At 70.9% G+C, this 18,076-nt stretch carries 23 protein-coding genes; 10 read left to right on the top strand and 13 right to left on the bottom strand.

Annotation, left to right across the window (positions count from 1 at the left end; genetic code table 11):
- Positions 1-112: 112 nt before the first annotated feature.
- The 4 genes from AB0F98_RS01325 to AB0F98_RS01310 form a co-directional block, all read right to left on the bottom strand.
- Positions 113-1,099 (bottom strand): zinc-dependent alcohol dehydrogenase family protein, encoded by a 987-nt coding sequence (locus tag AB0F98_RS01325; RefSeq protein WP_357726848.1) that lies wholly within the window; start codon positions 1,097-1,099, stop codon positions 113-115.
- Positions 1,100-1,173: 74 nt separating this feature from the next.
- Positions 1,174-1,749, bottom strand: a complete 576-nt coding sequence (locus tag AB0F98_RS01320) for a TetR/AcrR family transcriptional regulator (RefSeq protein WP_357726845.1) — start codon at positions 1,747-1,749, stop codon at positions 1,174-1,176.
- Between the two features lie 149 nt (positions 1,750-1,898).
- On the bottom strand, positions 1,899-2,273 hold the full coding sequence (locus AB0F98_RS01315) for a VOC family protein (protein ID WP_357726842.1): 375 nt from the start codon (positions 2,271-2,273) through the stop codon (positions 1,899-1,901).
- Positions 2,274-2,372: 99 nt separating this feature from the next.
- Positions 2,373-3,206 (bottom strand): alpha/beta hydrolase, encoded by an 834-nt coding sequence (locus AB0F98_RS01310; RefSeq protein WP_357726839.1) that lies wholly within the window; start codon positions 3,204-3,206, stop codon positions 2,373-2,375.
- Positions 3,207-3,348: 142 nt separating this feature from the next.
- Here AB0F98_RS01310 and AB0F98_RS01305 point away from each other — a divergent pair, with 142 nt between their 5' ends.
- On the top strand, positions 3,349-3,954 hold the full coding sequence (locus AB0F98_RS01305) for a TetR/AcrR family transcriptional regulator (RefSeq protein WP_357726836.1): 606 nt from the start codon (positions 3,349-3,351) through the stop codon (positions 3,952-3,954).
- A 299-nt stretch (positions 3,955-4,253) separates the two neighbouring features.
- The gene (locus AB0F98_RS01300) at positions 4,254-4,613 is read left to right on the top strand and encodes a hypothetical protein (protein ID WP_357726833.1); all 360 of its coding nucleotides are present in this window, start codon (positions 4,254-4,256) and stop codon (positions 4,611-4,613) included.
- 63 nt (positions 4,614-4,676) lie between these two features.
- Here AB0F98_RS01300 and AB0F98_RS01295 read toward each other — a convergent pair whose 3' ends face one another.
- From AB0F98_RS01295 to AB0F98_RS01285, 3 genes are all read right to left on the bottom strand, one after another.
- A complete protein-coding gene (locus AB0F98_RS01295) occupies positions 4,677-5,609 on the bottom strand; it encodes a LysR family transcriptional regulator (protein WP_357726830.1) in 933 nt (310 codons plus the stop codon).
- Positions 5,610-5,685: 76 nt separating this feature from the next.
- On the bottom strand, positions 5,686-6,585 hold the full coding sequence (locus AB0F98_RS01290) for an SDR family oxidoreductase (RefSeq protein ID WP_357726827.1): 900 nt from the start codon (positions 6,583-6,585) through the stop codon (positions 5,686-5,688).
- 87 nt (positions 6,586-6,672) lie between these two features.
- Positions 6,673-7,407, bottom strand: coding sequence for an SDR family oxidoreductase (locus AB0F98_RS01285; protein WP_357726824.1), 735 nt, complete (start codon positions 7,405-7,407; stop codon positions 6,673-6,675).
- Positions 7,408-7,743: 336 nt separating this feature from the next.
- On the opposite strand from AB0F98_RS01285, the gene AB0F98_RS01280 reads away from it, so the two are divergent.
- Positions 7,744-8,376: a TMEM175 family protein gene (locus tag AB0F98_RS01280; protein ID WP_357726821.1), complete on the top strand. Its 633-nt coding sequence runs from the start codon at positions 7,744-7,746 to the stop codon at positions 8,374-8,376.
- Between the two features lie 21 nt (positions 8,377-8,397).
- On the opposite strand, the gene AB0F98_RS01275 is transcribed toward AB0F98_RS01280, so the two are convergent.
- The 4 genes from AB0F98_RS01275 to AB0F98_RS01260 form a co-directional block, all read right to left on the bottom strand.
- The gene (locus AB0F98_RS01275) at positions 8,398-9,195 is read right to left on the bottom strand and encodes an SAM-dependent methyltransferase (RefSeq protein ID WP_357726818.1); all 798 of its coding nucleotides are present in this window, start codon (positions 9,193-9,195) and stop codon (positions 8,398-8,400) included.
- Positions 9,196-9,301: 106 nt separating this feature from the next.
- Positions 9,302-10,795 carry a serine hydrolase domain-containing protein gene (locus AB0F98_RS01270; RefSeq protein WP_357726815.1) on the bottom strand — a complete coding sequence of 498 codons (1,494 nt, stop codon included), beginning with the start codon at positions 10,793-10,795 and terminating at the stop codon, positions 9,302-9,304.
- 77 nt (positions 10,796-10,872) lie between these two features.
- Positions 10,873-11,196 (bottom strand): hypothetical protein, encoded by a 324-nt coding sequence (locus tag AB0F98_RS01265; RefSeq protein ID WP_357726813.1) that lies wholly within the window; start codon positions 11,194-11,196, stop codon positions 10,873-10,875.
- Positions 11,197-11,577: a winged helix-turn-helix domain-containing protein gene (locus AB0F98_RS01260; RefSeq protein WP_357726810.1), complete on the bottom strand. Its 381-nt coding sequence runs from the start codon at positions 11,575-11,577 to the stop codon at positions 11,197-11,199.
- A 207-nt stretch (positions 11,578-11,784) separates the two neighbouring features.
- On the opposite strand from AB0F98_RS01260, the gene AB0F98_RS01255 reads away from it, so the two are divergent.
- Positions 11,785-11,976 carry a ribonuclease gene (locus AB0F98_RS01255; RefSeq protein ID WP_357726807.1) on the top strand — a complete coding sequence of 64 codons (192 nt, stop codon included), beginning with the start codon at positions 11,785-11,787 and terminating at the stop codon, positions 11,974-11,976.
- A gap of 44 nt (positions 11,977-12,020) precedes the next feature.
- Here the strand turns inward: AB0F98_RS01255 and AB0F98_RS01250 are convergent, their stop codons facing one another.
- Positions 12,021-12,674, bottom strand: a complete 654-nt coding sequence (locus AB0F98_RS01250) for a TetR family transcriptional regulator (protein ID WP_357726804.1) — start codon at positions 12,672-12,674, stop codon at positions 12,021-12,023.
- Between the two features lie 139 nt (positions 12,675-12,813).
- On the opposite strand from AB0F98_RS01250, the gene AB0F98_RS01245 reads away from it, so the two are divergent.
- Genes AB0F98_RS01245 through AB0F98_RS01220 form a run of 6 tightly spaced genes read left to right on the top strand, consistent with a single transcriptional unit; the run spans position 12,814 to position 17,650 of the window.
- Positions 12,814-13,437: a biotin transporter BioY gene (locus AB0F98_RS01245; protein ID WP_357726801.1), complete on the top strand. Its 624-nt coding sequence runs from the start codon at positions 12,814-12,816 to the stop codon at positions 13,435-13,437.
- The gene (locus tag AB0F98_RS01240) at positions 13,434-14,687 is read left to right on the top strand and encodes an AMP-binding protein (protein ID WP_357726798.1); all 1,254 of its coding nucleotides are present in this window, start codon (positions 13,434-13,436) and stop codon (positions 14,685-14,687) included. Before AB0F98_RS01245 ends, AB0F98_RS01240 begins: the two co-directional genes overlap by 4 nt.
- The gene (locus tag AB0F98_RS01235; RefSeq protein ID WP_357726795.1) at positions 14,680-15,843 is read left to right on the top strand and encodes a thiolase family protein; all 1,164 of its coding nucleotides are present in this window, start codon (positions 14,680-14,682) and stop codon (positions 15,841-15,843) included. The genes AB0F98_RS01240 and AB0F98_RS01235 overlap by 8 nt, the downstream gene beginning before the upstream one ends.
- Entirely contained in the window at positions 15,840-16,526 is a 687-nt protein-coding gene (locus tag AB0F98_RS01230) for an ABC transporter ATP-binding protein (RefSeq protein ID WP_357726792.1), read from the top strand. The genes AB0F98_RS01235 and AB0F98_RS01230 overlap by 4 nt, the downstream gene beginning before the upstream one ends.
- 5 nt (positions 16,527-16,531) lie before the next feature.
- Positions 16,532-17,119 (top strand): energy-coupling factor transporter transmembrane protein EcfT, encoded by a 588-nt coding sequence (locus AB0F98_RS01225; protein WP_357726789.1) that lies wholly within the window; start codon positions 16,532-16,534, stop codon positions 17,117-17,119.
- A gap of 48 nt (positions 17,120-17,167) precedes the next feature.
- Positions 17,168-17,650, top strand: a complete 483-nt coding sequence (locus tag AB0F98_RS01220) for a hypothetical protein (RefSeq protein ID WP_357726786.1) — start codon at positions 17,168-17,170, stop codon at positions 17,648-17,650.
- Between the two features lie 52 nt (positions 17,651-17,702).
- On the opposite strand, the gene AB0F98_RS01215 is transcribed toward AB0F98_RS01220, so the two are convergent.
- Positions 17,703-18,035 (bottom strand): nuclear transport factor 2 family protein, encoded by a 333-nt coding sequence (locus AB0F98_RS01215; RefSeq protein WP_357726783.1) that lies wholly within the window; start codon positions 18,033-18,035, stop codon positions 17,703-17,705.
- Between the last annotated feature and the right edge of the window lie 41 nt (positions 18,036-18,076).

Here is an 18,076-nt window from a genome sequence, read left to right as displayed (position 1 = left end):
CTCCTCATTCTCGCGTCCCCGGTGCCAACGGAACCGGAGATCGGCGAACCGCAGTTAGCCGTGCTGTGCCCGGGAGCAGCTGAGGATCCGGGATCGGTCGCGGGTAGGGCGCTCACTCCGCCACGTTGATCACGACCTTGCCGTTGGCGGTGCCGGCCTCCACGACGGCGTGGGCGTCGGCGACAGTGCCGAGGTCGAACTGCCTGGGGTCGAGCAGGGGCTTCAACCTCCCCGCGTCGGCCAGGGCGGCCACCTCGCGCAGGATCTCGCCGTGGTGCTCACGCCCGCGGCCGGTCAGCATCGGCAACAGGGTGAACACCCCGGAGTAGCTGGCGCCGCGGAACGACAGCGGCGCCAGGCTGTGGGTGCCCCAACCGAGCGCGCTGACGACGTGACCGGTGTAGGTCCGGACCGCGCTGAAGGACAGGTCGAGGGTGGCGCCGCCGACGGTGTCGAAGACGACGTCGAAGCCCTCGCCGGCGGTGTGCTCGGCGACGTACTCCTCGACTTGGCTGGTGGTGTAGTCGATGGGAGTCGCGCCGAGCCGGGCGATGGTCGCCAGGCTTCGGGTCGATCCGGTGGCGAAGACCTCGGCGCCGAGCGTGCGGGCGATCTGGATGCCCAGCTGTCCGACGCCGCCGGCACCACCGTGCACCAGCACCCGCTGACCCGTGCGGGCCCGCGCCCGGTCGACGAGCGCCTCCCAACTGGTGATGGCGGCCAGCGGCAGGGCGGCGGCCTCACGCAGGCTGAGCGACGCCGGCTTACGGGCCAGCAACCGGGCGTCCACGGCTGCGTACTCGGCGAGTGATCCCGGTAGGTCCCCGACGCCGCCGGTGAGTCCGTACACCTCGTCGCCAGGGGCGAATCCGGTGACCTCCGGACCAACCTCGGCCACGACCCCGGCCAGGTCCAGGCCGAGTATGGCCGGCAGCAGGTTGCGGGCATGGGGGGCCTTCCCCGCCCGGATCTTGGTGTCCAGCGGGTTGACGCCGCTCGCCGCGACCTTCACCAATACCTGTCCGGGGCCGGGTGCGGGTTTCTCGACCTCGTCCAGGACCAGCGGGCCACCGAATTCGTTGAGCACCAGAGCGCGCATGGCGCTACCTCGTCTTCCGTTTGCATCTGTACCGTTGTGGTGGATGGGCGGGTGGGTCGGCTGCCGAACGTCGATCAGACGGTGCGCTGGGCGACGAGCGACCGGGCGGCCGATTTCGCCTCGTCCACTACCGCCCGGTCCTGCGACAGCCGGCCTGCGGCCAGTGCGCCGTCGATCAGGAGCCCGATCTGTCGGGCGAGCGCGTCGGGGTCGGCGGCACCGGCCTGGGTCGACACGTCCACCAGCCACCTCTGCCGGCGCTCGGTGTGACCCACGGTGATTGCGCGGGCCTCGGAGTCGAGTGACGTCTCGACGGCCGCGCTGACGAAGGGGCAACCGAAGAACCCGTGCCGGTCGAAGGCGTCCAGGAGCGCGTCGAAGAGCCCGACCAACTGGTCCGCGGGCCGGTCACCCGCGCGCGCGGCAGCGGCCTGCAACTGCGCCATCCAGGAGTCGTCGGTACGCCGTAGGTAGGCGGCGATCAGCTCTTCCTTGGTACGGAAGTGCACGTACAGCGTCGACTTGGCGACCCCGGACTCGGCGATGACCTGATCGATGCCGACGCCGCGTAGCCCATGCGTGTAGAACAGCTTCGCGGCTGTGGCGAGGATCCGCTCCTCGGTGGTGGTCTTCCTCGTCTTCGTCACCATGACCCCTCCCTTAATCGAACAGACTAGTCCGTTCGATTAAGGGTTGAGACGTGTTTGCCATCACCCTCCCGCAGTCGTCGGCCACCCAGGGCTCGATGACTGCGCACGGCTGCGGGGGAGGCGGCCGGAAACCCTGACGTCGCCTCGCGCTAGAGCTCGGACCAGACCCCCAGTTCATTGCCGCTCGGGTCGGTGAAGTGGAACCGGCGTCCACCGGGAAAGCCGTACGGCCCCTTCACCACCCGGCCGCCGGCGTCCTTCACCGCCTCCACGGAACGGTCCAGGTCAGCCGAGTAGAGCAGCACCAGCGGGCCGGCGGGCCGGGCTTCCAGATCCGTGCGGAGGCCACCCACCTCGGGCGCCGAGTCGCCCTGCGGGCTGCGGATGCCGGCGTACGCCGGCCCGTAGTCGTTGAACCGCCAGCCGAACGCCTCGGCGTAGAAGCGCTTGGCCTGCTCGAGATCGGTGACCGTGAGTTCCACGTAGTCGATGGCGTGGTGTCGGTGTGGAGCGGACTCGGACATGCCCGCATCCTGCCTGCCACGTACGACACGGCAGGGCCTGGACATGATCGAGGGAGGGTTCGCGCCGAGCGGTGCGAGCCCTCCCTCGGCCGGTTCGGGTTACTTGGCCAGGAAGGCCAGCAGCGCCTCGTTCACCTCGGCGGCGTGGGTCCAGAGCAGACCGTGCGGGGCGCCCTCGATCTCGACGTAGTCGGCCTTCGGCAGCCGCTTGTGGAACTCACGGCCGGTGGCGTCGATCGGCAGGATGTTGTCCGCCGTGCCGTGCAGGATCAGCGTCGGTACGTCGATCTTGTCGATGTCGGCCCGGAAGTCGGTGAGCCAGGTCGGTACGGCGGCGCTGGAGGCGTACCAGGAGGAGCCGGCGGCGACGTTCCAGCTGTTCCGCAGCGCCTCCTCGGAGAGCCGGCTGCCCAGCGTCTCGTCCGTGTTGTAGAAGCTGCGGTAGAAGTCGGTGAAGTAGGCGTACCTGTCGTTCGTGACAGCGGCGAGGATGCCGTCGAAGACCTCCTGCGGCACGCCGGTGGGGTTGTCCTCGGTCTTGAGCAGGAACGGTTCCAGCGAGGCCAGGAAGGCGGCCTTCGCCACCCGGGCGGAGCCGTACCGGCTCAGGTAGCGGCCCACCTCGCCGGTGCCCATGCTGAAACCGACGAGCACGACGTCGGTCAGGTCGAGCGTCTCCAGCACGGTGTTGAGGTCGGCGGCGAAGGTGTCGTAGTCGTAGCCGACGGTGGGCTGGCTGGACTGCCCGAAGCCCCGTCGGTCGTAGGTGATCACCCGGTAGCCGGCGGCGAGCAGGGCGGCGCTCTGCTTCTCCCAGGAGTGTCCGTCGAGGGGGTAGCCGTGGATGAGGACGACGGGCTGCCCCTGGCCGTGATCCTCGTAGTAGAGGTCGATGTCGGTGCTGTTCTCGGTCCCGACGGTGATGTATGGCATGACGGCCTCCCGGTCGCATCTGAGAACGGTCGTTCTCACGTCCTGTCGAGTAGCGTAGAGAACGGCCGTTCTCGGCGGTAGTCTCTCGACGGGCATTCGGCCGTGACCGTCATCACCGGAACCCGGACAGCAGGAGGGGAAGATGCTCGCGCAGGCCGACGAGGAGACTCGGGACAGGGTGCTGGCCGCCGCTGACCGGCTCTACTACAGCCGCGGCATCCAGGCGGTCGGCATGGATGCGCTTCGGGTCGAGGCCGGCGTCTCGCTCAAGCGCCTCTACCAGCTCTTCCCCTCGAAGGAGAGCATCGTCGAGGAGGTCCTGCAACGCCGGCGGCGGCTCTGGAACGAGATGGTCGAGGCGGCCGTCGAGACCGGCGAGACACCGCGGGCGAAGCTGCTCGCCGTCTACGACATGCTGGCCCGTTGGTTCGACGAGGACGACTTCCGCGGCTGCGTCTTCATCAACACGTTCGGCGAACTCGGCGCCAACGCGCCGCGGGTCGCCGACCTCGTCCGTGAGCACAAGGCACAGTTCCAGGCCCGGCTCGCCGAACTCGTCGCCGAGGCCGGCGGCCCCACGTCGCTCGCCTCCCAGCTCGCCATCCTCGCCGAGGGCGCGCAGACCACCGCCGCCATAGCCGGTACGAGCGATGCCGCCGTGCATGCCCGCGCCGCCGCCGCGACTCTCATCGACGCCGCGCTGGCCGTCACCGACGGAGCCGGCGGCGAGGGCAGCTCACTCGTGTGACGAAGATCTGAACGGCCGTGGAGCGCCGGACGGTGCGACCGTCGACGCCGAGGGCTGTCGGTGATCGTCCGCCTCGACCCGGCCACCCTGCGGCCGACGCCCTGGACCGACGCGATTCGCCCGGAGCTGGAGAAGTTGCTCCGCTCCGCGCCCGCCGACGCCTGACCTGGGCGCGCCCGAGCGCCCGAGAGGCCGGCCGTCGACCTGAGCCGTGACGGTGGGCCGGGCCGGAACCCGCAGTCCGATCAGGCGACCTCGGTCAGGTCGAGGCGGCGCGATGAGCCGCCTAGGCTGAGGGCGTGATCGAAGCCGGCAGTCGGGTGCGCGGCCAGCCACCTCCGCCGCACGTCGTCTTCGAAGCGCTCACCGAGCCCGACCGGGATCCGGCGCGTCCCTGGCTTCGCCTGCTCGACGACGAACGATCGCCGCAGATCCTGCGCGCCGACCGTCCGCACCTGGTCGTCTGGTCATCACTCTGGCCCCGGCGGCCGGACGCCCAGGTACGTTTCGATCTTGAGCCCGACGGTGGTGCCGGTACGCGGCTGCGCTGGACGCTGCTGGTCGCCGAGCCCCTGCCCGACGCGTCGCTCCTGGGACACCTGCGTAAACGGCTCAACGAACTGGTCAACGCGGACCTGCGCTACACCTTCGGCCAGTAGGCGGCCCACGGCTCGTTCCGTGCCGCAACCGCCGGTCCCGGCGCGGCGATCGCACGGGTGAAGCTACTCGGACTCCGCGTCCGGCTCCAGGTGCTCGTCGACCATCTCCAGCAGGGCTGCGGTGGCCGCGGTGATCCGCCGGCCGCTCGCGGTCGCCACGTGCAGCGACCACTCCAGCGACTGACCGGTCAGCGGCAAGGTCCTGAGATCGTCCCTGTTCGACGCCATCCGGGCGGGCAGGAAGGACACCCCCAAGCCGTGGCTGACGAACTCCGCGGCCACCGCCACGTCGCTGACCTCCATCGCGATGACGCGTCGCAGTCCGGCGGTGGCGAATGCCTGGTCGATCGCGGTGCGGTTGGCGTAGCCCAGCGGATAGTCGATGAACTGTTCGTCCGCCACCTCCGGCAGGGCGACCGTGTCCCGGTCCGCCAGCGGGTGAGCGGAAGGAACGGCCAGCACCTGCGGCAGGCGCAGCAGCCGGCGGGTACGTAGCTCGGGGAACGGGCGACCAGCGAGGCCGAGGAACGCCACGTCGAGTTCCCCGGCCGTCAGTGACCTGGCCAGACCGGCCGACCCGGCCGACTCCGCCGTCCGCAGCCAGAGCCGGACCAGCGGGTGCCGAGCGTGGAACTCGCCCAGCAGGCCCGCGAAGTCGATTCCGCCGACGCCGCTGAGACAACCCACGGCGATGGTGCCGGCGAGTTCCTTGCCGACCTGCTGGACCGCGTTCCGGGCCGCTCGCGCGGTGTCCAGGGTCGCCCGGGCCTCCGGCGCCAGCGCCTCCCCGGCGGCGGTCAGCACCACGCGCCGGGCGTTGCGTTCGAAGAGCACCGCGTCCAGCTCCCGCTCCAGTGCGGAGATCGCCGCCGAGACGGCCGACTGGACGACGTGCAGCCGGTTGGCCGCCCGGGTGAAACTCTGCTCGGCCGCGACCGCGAGGAAGTACTCCAGCTGCCTCAGTTGCAGGCCACCAGGCTCCGAGGGACGGTCCATCCGGGACCGCCGCCGGGCGTCGGGCCCGGTACGGCGCGACGCCTCGGCGGCCATGGTCCGACTGGCCGGTCCCAACTCACCGGGGGGCAAGGCGTGGCCCGAGCAGGTCGGCCAGCCCGATCCGGGTGAGCAACTGGGCCCGTACCCGGTCGGCGACCGCGTTGACCACCTCGGCCCCGTCGTCGGAGGGATCGATGTGCCTGCGGAACGGGCGCTTGCCGGCCGGCGTGTCCACCACCTCGACGATGGCCTCGGCGACCGACTCGACGTTCGCGTCGGGTGGTTCGATCTCGGCCAACCGCTGGCCGACCTGCTCCACCAGCCCGGGGTAGAGCTCGTCGTAGGCGGCGACGGTGGCCTGGTCGGCAGGGTGGCCGCCGTTGGCGAAATGGTTCGTGCCCTTGGTGAAGGCGCCCGGGACGATGATCGAGGTCTCGATGCCGAACCGGGCGAGCTCGGCGGCGTAGCTGACCGCCAGCGCGTCCATGCCGGCCTTCGCGGCGAAGTACGGCGCCAGGTAGGGCGGGGTGCCACCGCGGGTGCTGGAGCTACCGACCCAGACCACGAGACCGCTGCGCTGGGCCCGAAGGTGCGGGAGAGCGGCCCGGTTGAGGCGCTGGGTGCCGAGCACGTTCGTGTCGTAGACCGCGGCCAACTCCTCGGGGGTGAAGGCCTCGGCCGGGCCGGTGACCATGTGGCCGGCGTTGTGGACCAGGACGTCCAGGCGGTCCTGTTCGGCCAGGACGGTGGCGATCGCGGCGTCCGCCGACGGCTGCGACGACACGTCGAGTTCCACCGTGCGCAGGTCGACACCGTGTTCGGTGGCGTACTCCTCGGCGGCCGCGACGGCCCGGGCGTTGCGCCCGGCCCGGTCGCGCATTCCGGCGTACACGGTGTGACCGGCGCGGGCCAGCGCCCGGGCGGCGAGTGCGCCGAATCCGCTGGACGCGCCGCTGATAATGATGATCTTGCTCATGTCGGAGACCTCTGATGTGGTGAGGGGAGGGCCTTCGGATGTGGGGCGGGCGCCAGGCCCCGGCGGCGGCCAGGGCCGGTGCGGCGGTCAGATGGCGCCGCCGTTGGCGTACACCACCTGGCCGTTGATCCACCGGCCCGGTCCGGCGAGGAACGCAACGACGGGGGCGACGTCCTCGGGCATGCCCATCCGTCCCAGCGGCGGCTCGGCGGCGATCCGGGCGATGGTCTCCTCGTCCTTGCCGCGCAGGAACAGCTCCGTGCCGATCGGGCCCGGGGCGACCGTGTTGACCGTGATGTCCCGACCGCGTAGCTCGCGGGCGAGGATCAGCGTCATCGCCTCCACCCCACCCTTGGCGGCGGCGTAGGCGGCATAGCCCGGCCGGCTGAACTTGGTGATCGAGCTGGAGGTGCTGATGATCGCGCCACCGGCCCGTACCCGGCGGGCGGCCTGCTGGCTGACCACGAAGGCGCCCCGCAGGTTCACGCGGATCGTCCGGTCGAGGGTGTCCAGGTCGAGATCGACCAACGGACCCATCGGCATGATCCCGGCCATGTTCACCACCACGTCGACGCCACCGAACTCCCGCTCCGCCGCGTCGAACATCGCGGCCACGGCGTTCTCGTCGGCGACGTCGGCCTGGAACGCGATCGCCTTCGCGCCGATCCCGGCCAGCGCGGCCATCGTCGCGTCCGCGTCGGCCTTGTTGCCCGCGTAGTTGACGACCAGGGCGTAGCCCTCCTCGGCGAGCCGCTGCACGACCTGCCGGCCGATGCCCCGAGAACCGCCGGTGACGATCGCTACTCGCTGCGGGTTGCTCATGTGAAGCCTCCGTTGACCCGTGTTCGTTCGTTGACGGATCAAGCGTCGCGCGAGAGAAGCATCAAATCAAACGAATCATTCCGATGATCAGCATCAGTTGGATTGATCCGGCGATGAGGCGGATCCGGCCGGGTTCGAGCGTTGGCGTGGCGAAAGGCTACCCGGACACCAGTCACCCTGGCCCGCGTCCGCGAGTTGACCGGTCATGCCGGAGGCGTCACCGGAGAGAGAGATCAGCGTCGGATCGATCAAGCGTGCCCGCCTGCCGTTCGGCGCCGGTCACCGCCGACGTCGCGACCGGGCCGGGGCGTAGGCGTGCCACGGCACGGGGGCCGCGTGGCCGCGCCATCGGCGGCGTTCGGTGGGACCCGCAACCCGGGACGGCTGGTCGCGTTCAGCGACGCCGTCTTCGCCATCGCGGTGACCCTGCTCGTGCTGGACATCCGGCCGCCGGAGGACTTCCGGCGGCTGTTCCACGGACTGGGCGTGCTGTGGCCGTCGTACCTGGCCTACTCCGTCACCTTTCTGATGATCGGCCAGATCTGGGTCAACCACCACGTGATGTTCGATCACATCCGGATGGTGGATCGGCTGCTGATGTTCCTGAACACCCTGCTGCTGATGGATGTCGCGTTCCTGCCGTTCGCCGCCTCGGTGCTGTCCGAAGCGTTCCACTCCGGCGACGGCGAGCGCAGCGCCGTCGTGTTCTACGGCGCCACGATCGAGTTGGCTGCGATCCTTTTCAACATCATCTGGGCGTACGCCCGCCGCGGGCGTCGGTTGCTCGGCTCCACCATCGACGATGCCGGCGCCAGGTTCGTCGCCCGCCGTTTCCGGGTCGCGATCGTCTGGATCGCCGCCGGAACGCTGGTCGGGGCGTTCCTGCCGCTGCTCGGCGTGGCGGTGATAGCCGCCTTCATCCCGGCGTACTGGCTACCGATCCGGGGCGAGCGCACCGGAGCCGGCTGAGCGCTCCCGCCACAGTGCGGGTCAGGGTTTCCGGGCCACCGCGCCGTACGCGTCGATTCCCACGGCGTCGGCGGCGTCGGGACGCCACAGCGGGATCGGCACCAGGCCGGGCTCGACCATCGTGAGACCCGCGAAGCAGCTGGCGAGATCCTGCGGGCTGCGCAGGATGTACGGAACCCCGCCGTTCTGTGCCAGCCGCTCGGCTCCGGCGACCACCGACGGGCTCGTGTCGGTGCCGTCCCACAACACCAGATGGCTACCGGAGCTGGTGGCGTCCATGGTCCGTCCGACGATCGAACGCACCACGTCGAGGTCCGGCTCGTAGCCCATCACGCCCATGAACATCACAGCGATCGGCTGGTCGAAATCCAGCGTTCGCGCCGCCTCGACGAGAATCCTCTCCGGGTCGTGGTAGTCGGCGGGGACGTAGGTCGTGACGCCTTCCGAGGTGGTGTTGGCGAGCAGCGCACGGGCGTGTACGAGGACCATCGGGTCGTTGTCCACGTAGACGATCCGTGACTCGGGCGCGATCTGCTGGGCGACCGCGTGGGTGTTCTGCATGGTGGGCAGACCGGTGCCGATGTCCAGGAACTGGCGGATGCCCGCCTCGGCGGCCAGGAAGCGCACGGCGCGTACCAGGAACCGGCGGGACTGCTGTGCCATGACCACGATCTCCGGGTAGACCTCGGCCACGGCGTCGCCGGCCGCCCGGTCGGCGTGGAAGTTGTCCTTGCCACCCATCCAGTAGTTCCAGATCCGCGCCGCGTGCGGCACGTCGGACTGGATCTTCGCGGCGAGTTCGGTGTCCGGGCCAGCCATGCCGGGGCTCCTGTCGAGAGGGTCGTCGTCCTGCCACTCGTGCGCTACGCCGGCATGGTACCCGCGTTCGGTCCACTGTCGACACAGCTTGCTCGGCCAGCCGGCGTCACCCTCGCCGGGTCAGCTCGTGCACGGCGGCACCGAGGCGTACAACCGCGATGCCGACGGCCAGCCCCGCGATGACGATCAGTGTGTGGGCGAGATCCATCGCGTACAACATCGCCTGCGCCAGCCCGACACCGCCGAACGCCGCCGGTAACGCCCAGAGCGCGCCGACCGCGAGCGCCGCACAACCGACGACCCAGCCCGCGGTGCCGGCGATGATCCGTCTGCGTGCCGTCCTCGATCTGTTTCGCCGCCGCCCCAGGATCCGCACGGTCGTCCAGATCAGGAGGCCCAGCAGCAGCGCACCGACGACGACCAGCCCGAGCAGCAGCCGGTTGAGGACGGGATCCGGGTCGCCCGGCACCGCTTCGCCGCCCTGCATTATCCGGGCGACGTTGAACGCCGCCGAGGCCAGCGGCCAGTCCATGGACAAGCCGTAGACGTTGGACATCACCAACACGGCCAGGTCGGATTCCGGGATGAGAAGAAGGTGGCTGAAGTAGTGCGGAGTCGCCCCGGCGTGCCAGACGATGTGATCTCCGGGGCCGTCGAGGACACTCTCCCGCCAGCCCAACCCGTAACGGCCGCCGCCGTCGGTGGTGACCTGACCGGTGTGCAGTTGTGCGATGCCCGGTGGCGAGAGGACCGAGGCGTCGCCGTACCGGCCGCCGTTCAGCTGGGCGATGGCGTAGTGCGTCAGGTCGTCCAGGCTCATCGCCAGATAGCCGTGTGGCAGGCCGGCGGTGTCGAAGGGAGGGTCGAATCGCTGCGGGCGGCCGAAGTAGTAGCGGTGCCCGGCCGGCAGGCCGAATGTGCGGGCCTCCGCCTCGTTGGTGACGGCGTGGGTCATGCCGAGCGGGTCCAGCACGTGACGGCGCAGGTAGGAGCCGAACGACTGCCCGGCCACCGCCTCGACGAGCGCGCCGAGCACCATGTAGTTGGCGTTGCTGTACTGGTACGCCTCACCCGGCGGGGCGGTCGGCGCGACCGTCGCCAGCTCCCGTACCGTCCTGGTCAGACCACCGGGGGAGTTGTCGAACCGGTCGAGCAAGCCCCGGTTCACCACATCGGGCAGCCCGCTCGTGTGGGTCAGCAGCTGCCGTACGGTGATCCGGGCGGCGACCGACTCGTCCGCCAGCCGCAGCCAGGAGACATAGCGGCGCGCCGGGGCGTCCAGCTCGACCCGCCCCGCCTCCACGAGTTGCATGACGGCCAGTGCGGTGAACGACTTGCTCACCGAGCCCAGCACGAACGGGGTCTGCGGGGTGATCGACCCGCCGTCGCCGTCGACACCCCAGGCGTTCTGACCTATCACCCGGTCACCCCGCACGATCGCGTACGTCAGGCCCGGTATCCGGTTGTCAATCTTGTGCTGGCGCAGGTATTCCGCCGCCCTCCCGACCAGGTCGTCGGGCGACCTGTCGCCGGTCGGGTCACCAGCCGCGGGGGCGGCCACGGCCAGCGGCAACAGCAGCGCCGCGACGGCCGCCAGCAACCTGTTCCTCGTCCCTGCCCGTGCACCCGAGCGCATGGCGGTCCTTCCGTCGAGGGGTTGCCCGGTGCGGGGGCACGTCAACCGATCTGGCTCAACAGGCGTTCCAGCTCGCCGAGGCGCTGCTTGACGCCGGCCAATTCGCCGCTGGTGGTGCCCAGCTCCGAGCGCAGTGCCTTGAGTTCGGCGGCGGTGGCCCGGACGGCGTCCGCCATCCGCGTCTCGGCCTCGGCGGCGCGTTCGGCCAGCGCCTGGTACTGCTCCGCTCCTGCCGACGATCGCCGGGCCCGATAGAAGCCGAGTCCGACGAAGCCGAGAATGGCTACCAGAGCCACTACCAGCACTGTCGAGGCGATCGTGGCCGTGTGTGCGATGTCCAGGTCGGCGCTCAGCACAGTGCTCATCTAGCTCTTGTCCTCTCGCGATCCACCGGATTGCGGGCCACCGGTGCCCGCCCCGCCTGTCTCCACCTGCTCCGACTGAGGCGACCGCATGGCCTCGGTGATCGCCTCCGGCGTCAGAGTCAGTACGAACGGCACCAACTCGAAGTACTTCACCGAACTGCCGTCGCGCGTCGTCTCCAGCGTTCCCGTCACCAGGCCGGCCGCCTCCAACCGCTGCAGGTGCATGTAGAGCAGCGGTCGGTTCATCTGCAGCTGTCGAGCCAACTGGCTGACGTAGACACGGCCTCCGGCGAGCGCCGCGATGATTCGCAGCCGATGCGGACTCGCCAACGCGGTGAGCACCTGTAGGAGCTCTTCGCTCGAGGACGGAGCCTGGGTCATCCCGCTGGTTCCCTTCCGGGGCTGTCAGTTTGTGCTGACACCCCTGTCAGAACAGGCTGACACCCTGACCCCTGCCCCGTCAATCCCCGCACTTTCACGGAAAGAGTGGCCTCCGCGCGTCGGATGGCCCCTCTTTCCGTGAAAGAGGCCCCTGCGGGGAGGGGGTGGGTGGGGGTTTGTGGGTTGGGGGGTGGGGTAGGGGGGTGTGTGACCACCCCGAGGAAGAGTCGGCGGCAGCAGGAAGAAGAGGCGCTCGAGAGCGGCGCGGTGTATCAGGACGTCAAGGGACGCCGAACGGCAGAACCCGGTGACGGAGCCGCGCACGCGCACAGCGAGGCCGACCTCAACGCCGAGCACCTCAGGCGTGGTGAGGTCGGCCCAGGCGCCCCGGAGGAGTAGTCGCCGGCGTGCTGGCGCGGGCGACCTCGGCGTGGGTCAGCTGATCACTGAAAGCCGGCAGAGGCCGGATCGACGGGTGCTTTCGCCCCCTGCTGCTCAAGGCCGGCGATGAGGAGGGTGATTCCGAAGTCGAACGCCCCGGGCCGGTCGACGGCCTCCGCGGGGTCCTCCCGATCGAGGGCGTGCGCGTGCGCGACCGCGCCGAGGCTGTCGGCCTGGATGCGCTGCTGCTCGTGGAAGGCGTGGCCGACGATGAAATGGACCATGGTCGCGGCGGCGAGTTCGCTGGTCTCCTCGTCGAATCCGCCCGCGTCGATCGCCCCGGTCAGGCGCCGTTGCAGCCCCTCCGCGCCGAGGCCGAGGGCGAGGGTGCTCGAGACGACCTCCGCGCCGTCCTTGAACGCGAGGAGCGCGTCACGCAGGGCGCCGGCCTCTGCCTGCACCCGCTGCTGCCAGCTGCGCCCGGCGGTGTCGACGCTGCGGGCGCCCGCGATGATCCGGTCGGAGACCGCGGCGAGCAGCGCCTGCTTGTTGGGGAAGTGCCAGTAGAGCCCGCTCGGCTGGATGCCGAGAGTGGCGGCCAGATGACGCATCGTGAGATCCGGTAGCCCCTGCTGGTCCAGGATGCCCAGGGCTGCCTCGATGACGTCGTCGCGGGAGTTTCGGGCGTACGCGGCTGTGCTTTCCGGCCTCGGCATCCCGCAAGTATAGTGAACGCCGTTCAGGAGAACGGTGTTCAGGTGAACAGCGTTCTCCACGCCATCCGAACGCCTGCGTCCTGTCGCCGGGCGAGAGACCGGGCTCGCGTGACCAACGCGGGCGTGGAAGGAGCCGACCATGGAGCGACGTCGCGGTCTCGACACGCGGGACGTCACGAGGATCGTGGTCTTCGCCGCGATCCTGGCGGTCCTGGGGATCCCCGGCGCGATCTCGGTGTTCGGCGGTGCCGTGCCGATCACCGCACAGACGCTCGGCGTCATGCTCGCCGGCGCCATCCTGGGCCGTTGGCGGGGCGCGGCCGCCGTCACGCTCTTCCTCGTGCTCGTCCTCGCGGGTCTGCCGCTGCTGTCGGGTGGACGTGGTGGCGCGGGCGTGTTCGTCGGCCCCTCGGCCGGCTTCCTCTTCGGCTGGATCGCCGGAGCCTTCGTCGCGGGGGCAATCGTGCGGTTCGGCAACCGGCCCCCGACATGGTGGCGGACGGCGCTGGGTTGTTTCATCGGGGGCGCGCTCGTGGTCTACGCGGTCGGCATCCCGGTCCAGGCACTCGTCACCCGGCTCCCGCTCGGGAAGGCGGCGTTGTCCAGCGCCGCCTTCCTCCCCGGTGACCTGCTGAAGGTGGCCATCGCGGCGACCGTCGCCATGGCGCTCTGGCGCGCGTACCCCCGGGCGTTCGGCGCGGAGACGGCGGCCGTGCCCCGGCCGCGGGCCGCGCAGCCGAAGACCGACGCGAGCGTACGGTGACGAGCGAGCGACCCGCCGTCCGCTGCGGATCGACGGTGCTGACCGAGGCGCAGCTACGTGAGCGGATCTCGGCCGCCGGGACGGGGGGTGTGGACGCACCCGGCCGGGTCGTCCCGATCCTCGACGGGGATCGGCTGAACGCGATCGCGACGGCCTTCGCCGTGCGGAACGCGGGCGGCGTGCCACTGATCGGCGACGACCGGTGGAACGGTGACTACTGGGACGGCCTGCGCCGGACGGTCACGGCGGCGGATCCGGTACCGGGCATGGCATGGGCCACCTTCAGCTCGGGCAGCACCGGGACGCCGAGGGTGATCGTCCGTACGCACGAGTCCTGGTCCGCCTCGTACCTGGGAGTCGAGCGGCTCCTCGATCTCACGGCCGCCGACGTCGTCTACGTCCCCTCGCCACTGGTCTCGTCGGTGACGATGTTCTCCATCGTCCACGCCCGCACGGTCGGCGCGAGCATCCTCCTGCCCCGGACGCACACCGTCTCCGATCCGGACCTCGAGCACGCCACCGTGATGCACGGGACACCGTACGCCCTGCGCGGTGTCCTCGAGCGGATCGAGGCGGGCCGGGAACATCGGCTCCGCGTCGCCCTGATCGGTGGTGCCCGACTCGACCCCGGCCTGCGCGGCAGGGCCGAAGCAGCCGGTATCCGGCTGGTCTCCTACTACGGAGCCGCCGAACTCTCGTTCGTCGCCGTCGACCCCGACGGCCGCGGACTGCGCCCCTTCGACGGTGTCGAGACCCGCGTCGACGACGGCGTGCTCTGGGTCCGATCCCCGTACTTCGCCGGCGGATACCTCGGTACGGCCACCGGACCGTTCCGACGCGACGACGACGGTTGGGGCACGGTCGGTGACCTGGTCAGCGGTGACGCAGCCGATCCGCTGCGATTCCGCGGCCGCAGTGACGGCGCCATCCTCACCGCAGCCGCGACGGTGATCCCGGAGGACGTCGAAGCGGCACTCCAGCGGATCGACGGGATCGAGGAAGCGGTGGTCTTCGGGCTGCCCAACACGAGGGCGGGTTCCCTCGTCGCCGCGGTCATCGAGACCGGCCCGGGCGGCCGGCCACCGTCGGCCCGCGAGTTGCGCAGCCAGGCGGGCGCGCTGCTGTCCGGCACGCACCTGCCGCGCCGCTGGTTCTGGACCGAGCGCCTGCCGCGTACCGCCACCGGCAAGCCCGCCCGCGACCGGATCAGGCACGACGCGATCGAGGGGAGGATGACCCGAGTTGTCTGAGCAGCAGCGGAACCTCCCGGTCGTCGTCGCGGCGCGGCGTACCCCGATCGCCAGCAAGGGCGGCCGGCTCGCCGACGTCACCGTGGAACGACTCGCCGCCCCCGTCGTCCGCGCCTGCGTCGACGACGCCTCGCTGGCCACGGCCGCGCCGCTCGCCATCGGCGACGTCGTGCTCGGCAACTGCATGGGGCCGGGTGGCAACACCGCCCGGCTCGCGGCGCTCGCCGCGGGACTGGATCTCTCGGTACCGGGCATGACGATCGACCGGCAGTGCGGCAGCGGCCTGGCCGCGATCATCACCGCCGCCGACGCGATCCGGGCCGGCGATGCTCGTACCCGCATCGCGGGCGGCACCGAGAGCGCATCCACCGCGCCCACCCGCATCGCGGACGGGGTCGCGTACCACAAGGCGCCGTTCACCCCCGCCGGCTTCGCCGACCCGGACATGGTGCGCGCCGCCCAGGACCTCGCCGTGCTCGACGCGGTCAGCCGCGACCGCCAGGACCGGTACGCCGCGCGCAGCCACCGGCTCGCCTCCGCGACCCGCGAGCGGGGCGGCTTCGACGACGAACTCGTGCCGCTCGACGGCCTCACCCGCGACAGCGGCCCACGCCCACGCATCCCCACCATGCTCGACCGGTTCCCGGCGCTGTTCCCCGACGCCGCGGACGGCGGCACCGTGACGGCAGGCAACTCCTGCCGGAACAGCGACGGCGCCGCAGCCGTCGCGATCGTGCCGGCCGGTGCCCGTGGCGACGCGCCGGGGCTCGCCCTGGTCGCCAGCGCGACCGTCGGCTGCGACCCGGCCCTGCCCGGGCTCGGGCCGGTGCCCGCGGTCGAGGCCCTGCTGCGCGGCGCCGGCGTGACCCTCTCCGACGTCGCCGCCGTCGAGATCGTGGAGGCGTTCGCCGCGCAGACGCTGGCCGTGCTCACCCGTCTCGGTCTGGCGGCCGGTGACGAGGTCGACGCACGGGTCTGCGCGGACGGTGGCGCGCTGGCGCTCGGGCACCCCTGGGGCGCGAGCGGAGCGGTCAGCGTCGTGCGGCTCTTCTCCCGGCTCGTGCGATCGGGTGCCCCGGCCGGGTCGCTCGGTCTGGCCACGGCGGCCGTCGGTGGCGGGATCGGCGTGGCCGCCCTGTTCGAGGTGGTCCGGTGAACGACGAGATCCACTTCGAGAACGTGTCGGTCGAGTTCTCCGGCCGGGAGGTGCTGCGCGACCTGTCACTCGACCTCGACGAACGTCGGATCGCCGTGATCGGCTCCAACGGCTCCGGAAAGTCGACCTTCGCCCGGATGCTGAACGGTCTCGTCACTCCGACGAGGGGTGAGGTGCGGGTGCACGGGGTCGACCCGGCCCGGCAACCGAAGGAGGTCCGCCGCCGCGTCGGCTTCGTCTTCAGCAACCCGGACGCGCAGATCATCATGCCGACCGTGGCCGAGGACGTCGCGTTCTCCTTCCGGGGACGAGGTCTGTCCCGTACAGAGGTCCAGGAGCGGGTCACCGCGGCGCTCGACCGCTTCGGCCTCGGCGAGCACGCCGACGCGCCCGCCCAGACCCTCTCCGGCGGGCAGAAGCAGCTCCTCGCGCTGTGCGCGGTGCTCATCCGCGAGCCCGGCCTCGTCGTCGCCGACGAACCGACCGCGTACCTCGACGCCTCCAACAGCCGACGCATCGCGCGGTTCCTGCTCGACGAGATGCCGCAGCAGCTCGTCATAGTCACCCACGATCCGCGGCTGGCCGCCCGGTGCGACATCGCGGTGCGGTTCGAGGCCGGCGCCTTGGTGGACCGCGGTGACCCGGCCGCCGTCATCGCCCGGTACGAGGAGGAGCAGCTCTGATCGCGATGTACCGGCCGGGCGGCAGCGTTCTGCACCGGATGCCCGCCGGCCCGAAGCTGCTCACCGTCATGGCTCTCGCACTGGCGATCTCACTCGCCCCGGCGAACCCATGGCTGCTCGCCGGCGCGATCGCGTTCGTGATCGGCTGCTATCTGCTCACCGGCCTGGGGCTGCGCGAGCTCGGCCGTCAGCTCCGGGACCTGCGCTGGCTCATCCTCGTCATGCTCGTGCCGCAGGCGCTGTTCCTGTCGCTGCCGACCGCGGCGGTCAACATCACCCGGGTGGTCGTGGTCGTACTCCTCGCCGCCCTGGTCACCCTCACGACCCGCACCGAGGATCTGATCGACGCCATCGCCGGTGCCCTCGGGCCACTGCGGAGGTTCGGGGTCGATCCGAACAGGATCGCCCTGATGCTCTCCATGACGATCACCACCGTGCCGGTCATCGCGGGTTTCGCCGCACAGGTGCGCGAGGCGCAACGTGCGCGCGGTGTGCCCGTGCAGCCGCTGGCGTTCGTCGTACCCCTGCTCGTGATGGCGCTCAAGCACTCCGACGACCTGGCCGACGCCTTGACCGCCAGGGGTGTCGACTGAGCCCGGGCCGGGCTAGGCTGCCTGACCATGTCGGGTCGAGGGGCCAGAGTGTCGGGCGTCCTGGCGTTCGGCCTGATCGCCGTCGCCTGCCTCGGCTGCTGTACCAGACGATTGTCGATCTGGTCGGCGCTGGCGGTCGGGGCGGTCGCGGCCTGCTGCGCGATGGTCTGGTTGGTGACCACGACGAGGCGGGCGATCGCGGAGCGAGGCCCCGCGCAGGCGACGGCGAAGGCCTACCTCGACGCGGTCGTGGCCGGGGAGTTCGCGGTGGCGTACGGGTTGCTCACGGTCGAGCGCCGGGCGCAGGCCGGCCCGGCGGAGTTCGCCGAGCTCTACGCCGGGGACCAGGCGCTCACCGCCTACACCATCGACGGTACGACGATCGTCCGCGAGCGAGGGCAGTCGCACGCCGAGACGCACGCGCAGGTCCGGTTCGCCAACGGTCAGGGGGCCCGGCTCCTCGTCGGACTGCTACCCGAGTCGGAGGGCCGGTGGCGGGTGGCGGAGGTGCGCGCCGGAGAGCGCTGGTAGTTGCGCCTCGGTGGCGCGCGACGACCGCTCGTCGGATCTCCGGGTGCCCGGGTCAGCCGCTGATGCGCAGGCTCGAGATCAGGCCGTCGCGCAGGTGGAACGTCATCGGGCCGGTGCCGTTGTAGCCGTTGCCCGAGACCTTCAGGGTGACGATGTAGCTGTCCGGGTCCGTGCCGGGCTTGATCCCCTTGAACTCGAAGCGCGACTGCACGCCGATGTTGTCGGTGCGGTCCCAGTCGCGTACCCCGTCCCGGCCGCGGAACTCGCGGCCCCAGTCGTTGAGGTACGCGTCGTCGGTGAACGAGGCGACGAAGGCGTCCGAGTCGGCGCGGTTCGTGGCGTCGATGAAGGCCTGGATCGGGGTGGGGATCTCGCTGGTCGTCATGGGTGATTCCTCCTGCGGTTGTGCGACGCACGGGACGGGGC

It is taken from the genome of Micromonospora sp. NPDC023737 (assembly GCF_040639715.1).
In the GTDB taxonomy this organism is placed as follows: Bacteria; Actinomycetota; Actinomycetes; order Mycobacteriales; family Micromonosporaceae; genus Micromonospora.
The sequence above is the reverse complement of the archived record's forward strand: the minus strand, read 5'-3'. Positions and strand labels throughout refer to the sequence as shown.

Bases quoted from the DNA above. Each gene is read 5' to 3' on its own strand.
- AB0F98_RS01215 (WP_357726783.1), bottom strand. From the start codon at position 18,035: ATGACGACCAGCGAGATCCCCACCCCGATCCAGGCCTTCATCGACGCC.
- AB0F98_RS01290 (WP_357726827.1), bottom strand. From the start codon at position 6,585: ATGAGCAAGATCATCATTATCAGCGGCGCGTCCAGCGGATTCGGCGCA.
- AB0F98_RS01285 (WP_357726824.1), bottom strand. From the start codon at position 7,407: ATGAGCAACCCGCAGCGAGTAGCGATCGTCACCGGCGGTTCTCGGGGC.
- AB0F98_RS01295 (WP_357726830.1), bottom strand. From the start codon at position 5,609: ATGGACCGTCCCTCGGAGCCTGGTGGCCTGCAACTGAGGCAGCTGGAG.
- AB0F98_RS01260 (WP_357726810.1), bottom strand. From the start codon at position 11,577: ATGACCCAGGCTCCGTCCTCGAGCGAAGAGCTCCTACAGGTGCTCACC.
- AB0F98_RS01320 (WP_357726845.1), bottom strand. From the start codon at position 1,749: ATGGTGACGAAGACGAGGAAGACCACCACCGAGGAGCGGATCCTCGCC.
- AB0F98_RS01325 (WP_357726848.1), bottom strand. From the start codon at position 1,099: ATGCGCGCTCTGGTGCTCAACGAATTCGGTGGCCCGCTGGTCCTGGAC.
- AB0F98_RS01315 (WP_357726842.1), bottom strand. From the start codon at position 2,273: ATGTCCGAGTCCGCTCCACACCGACACCACGCCATCGACTACGTGGAA.
- AB0F98_RS01310 (WP_357726839.1), bottom strand. From the start codon at position 3,206: ATGCCATACATCACCGTCGGGACCGAGAACAGCACCGACATCGACCTC.
- AB0F98_RS01305 (WP_357726836.1), top strand. From the start codon at position 3,349: ATGCTCGCGCAGGCCGACGAGGAGACTCGGGACAGGGTGCTGGCCGCC.
- AB0F98_RS01245 (WP_357726801.1), top strand. From the start codon at position 12,814: ATGGAGCGACGTCGCGGTCTCGACACGCGGGACGTCACGAGGATCGTG.
- AB0F98_RS01265 (WP_357726813.1), bottom strand. From the start codon at position 11,196: ATGAGCACTGTGCTGAGCGCCGACCTGGACATCGCACACACGGCCACG.
- AB0F98_RS01225 (WP_357726789.1), top strand. From the start codon at position 16,532: ATGTACCGGCCGGGCGGCAGCGTTCTGCACCGGATGCCCGCCGGCCCG.
- AB0F98_RS01275 (WP_357726818.1), bottom strand. From the start codon at position 9,195: ATGGCTGGCCCGGACACCGAACTCGCCGCGAAGATCCAGTCCGACGTG.
- AB0F98_RS01250 (WP_357726804.1), bottom strand. From the start codon at position 12,674: ATGCCGAGGCCGGAAAGCACAGCCGCGTACGCCCGAAACTCCCGCGAC.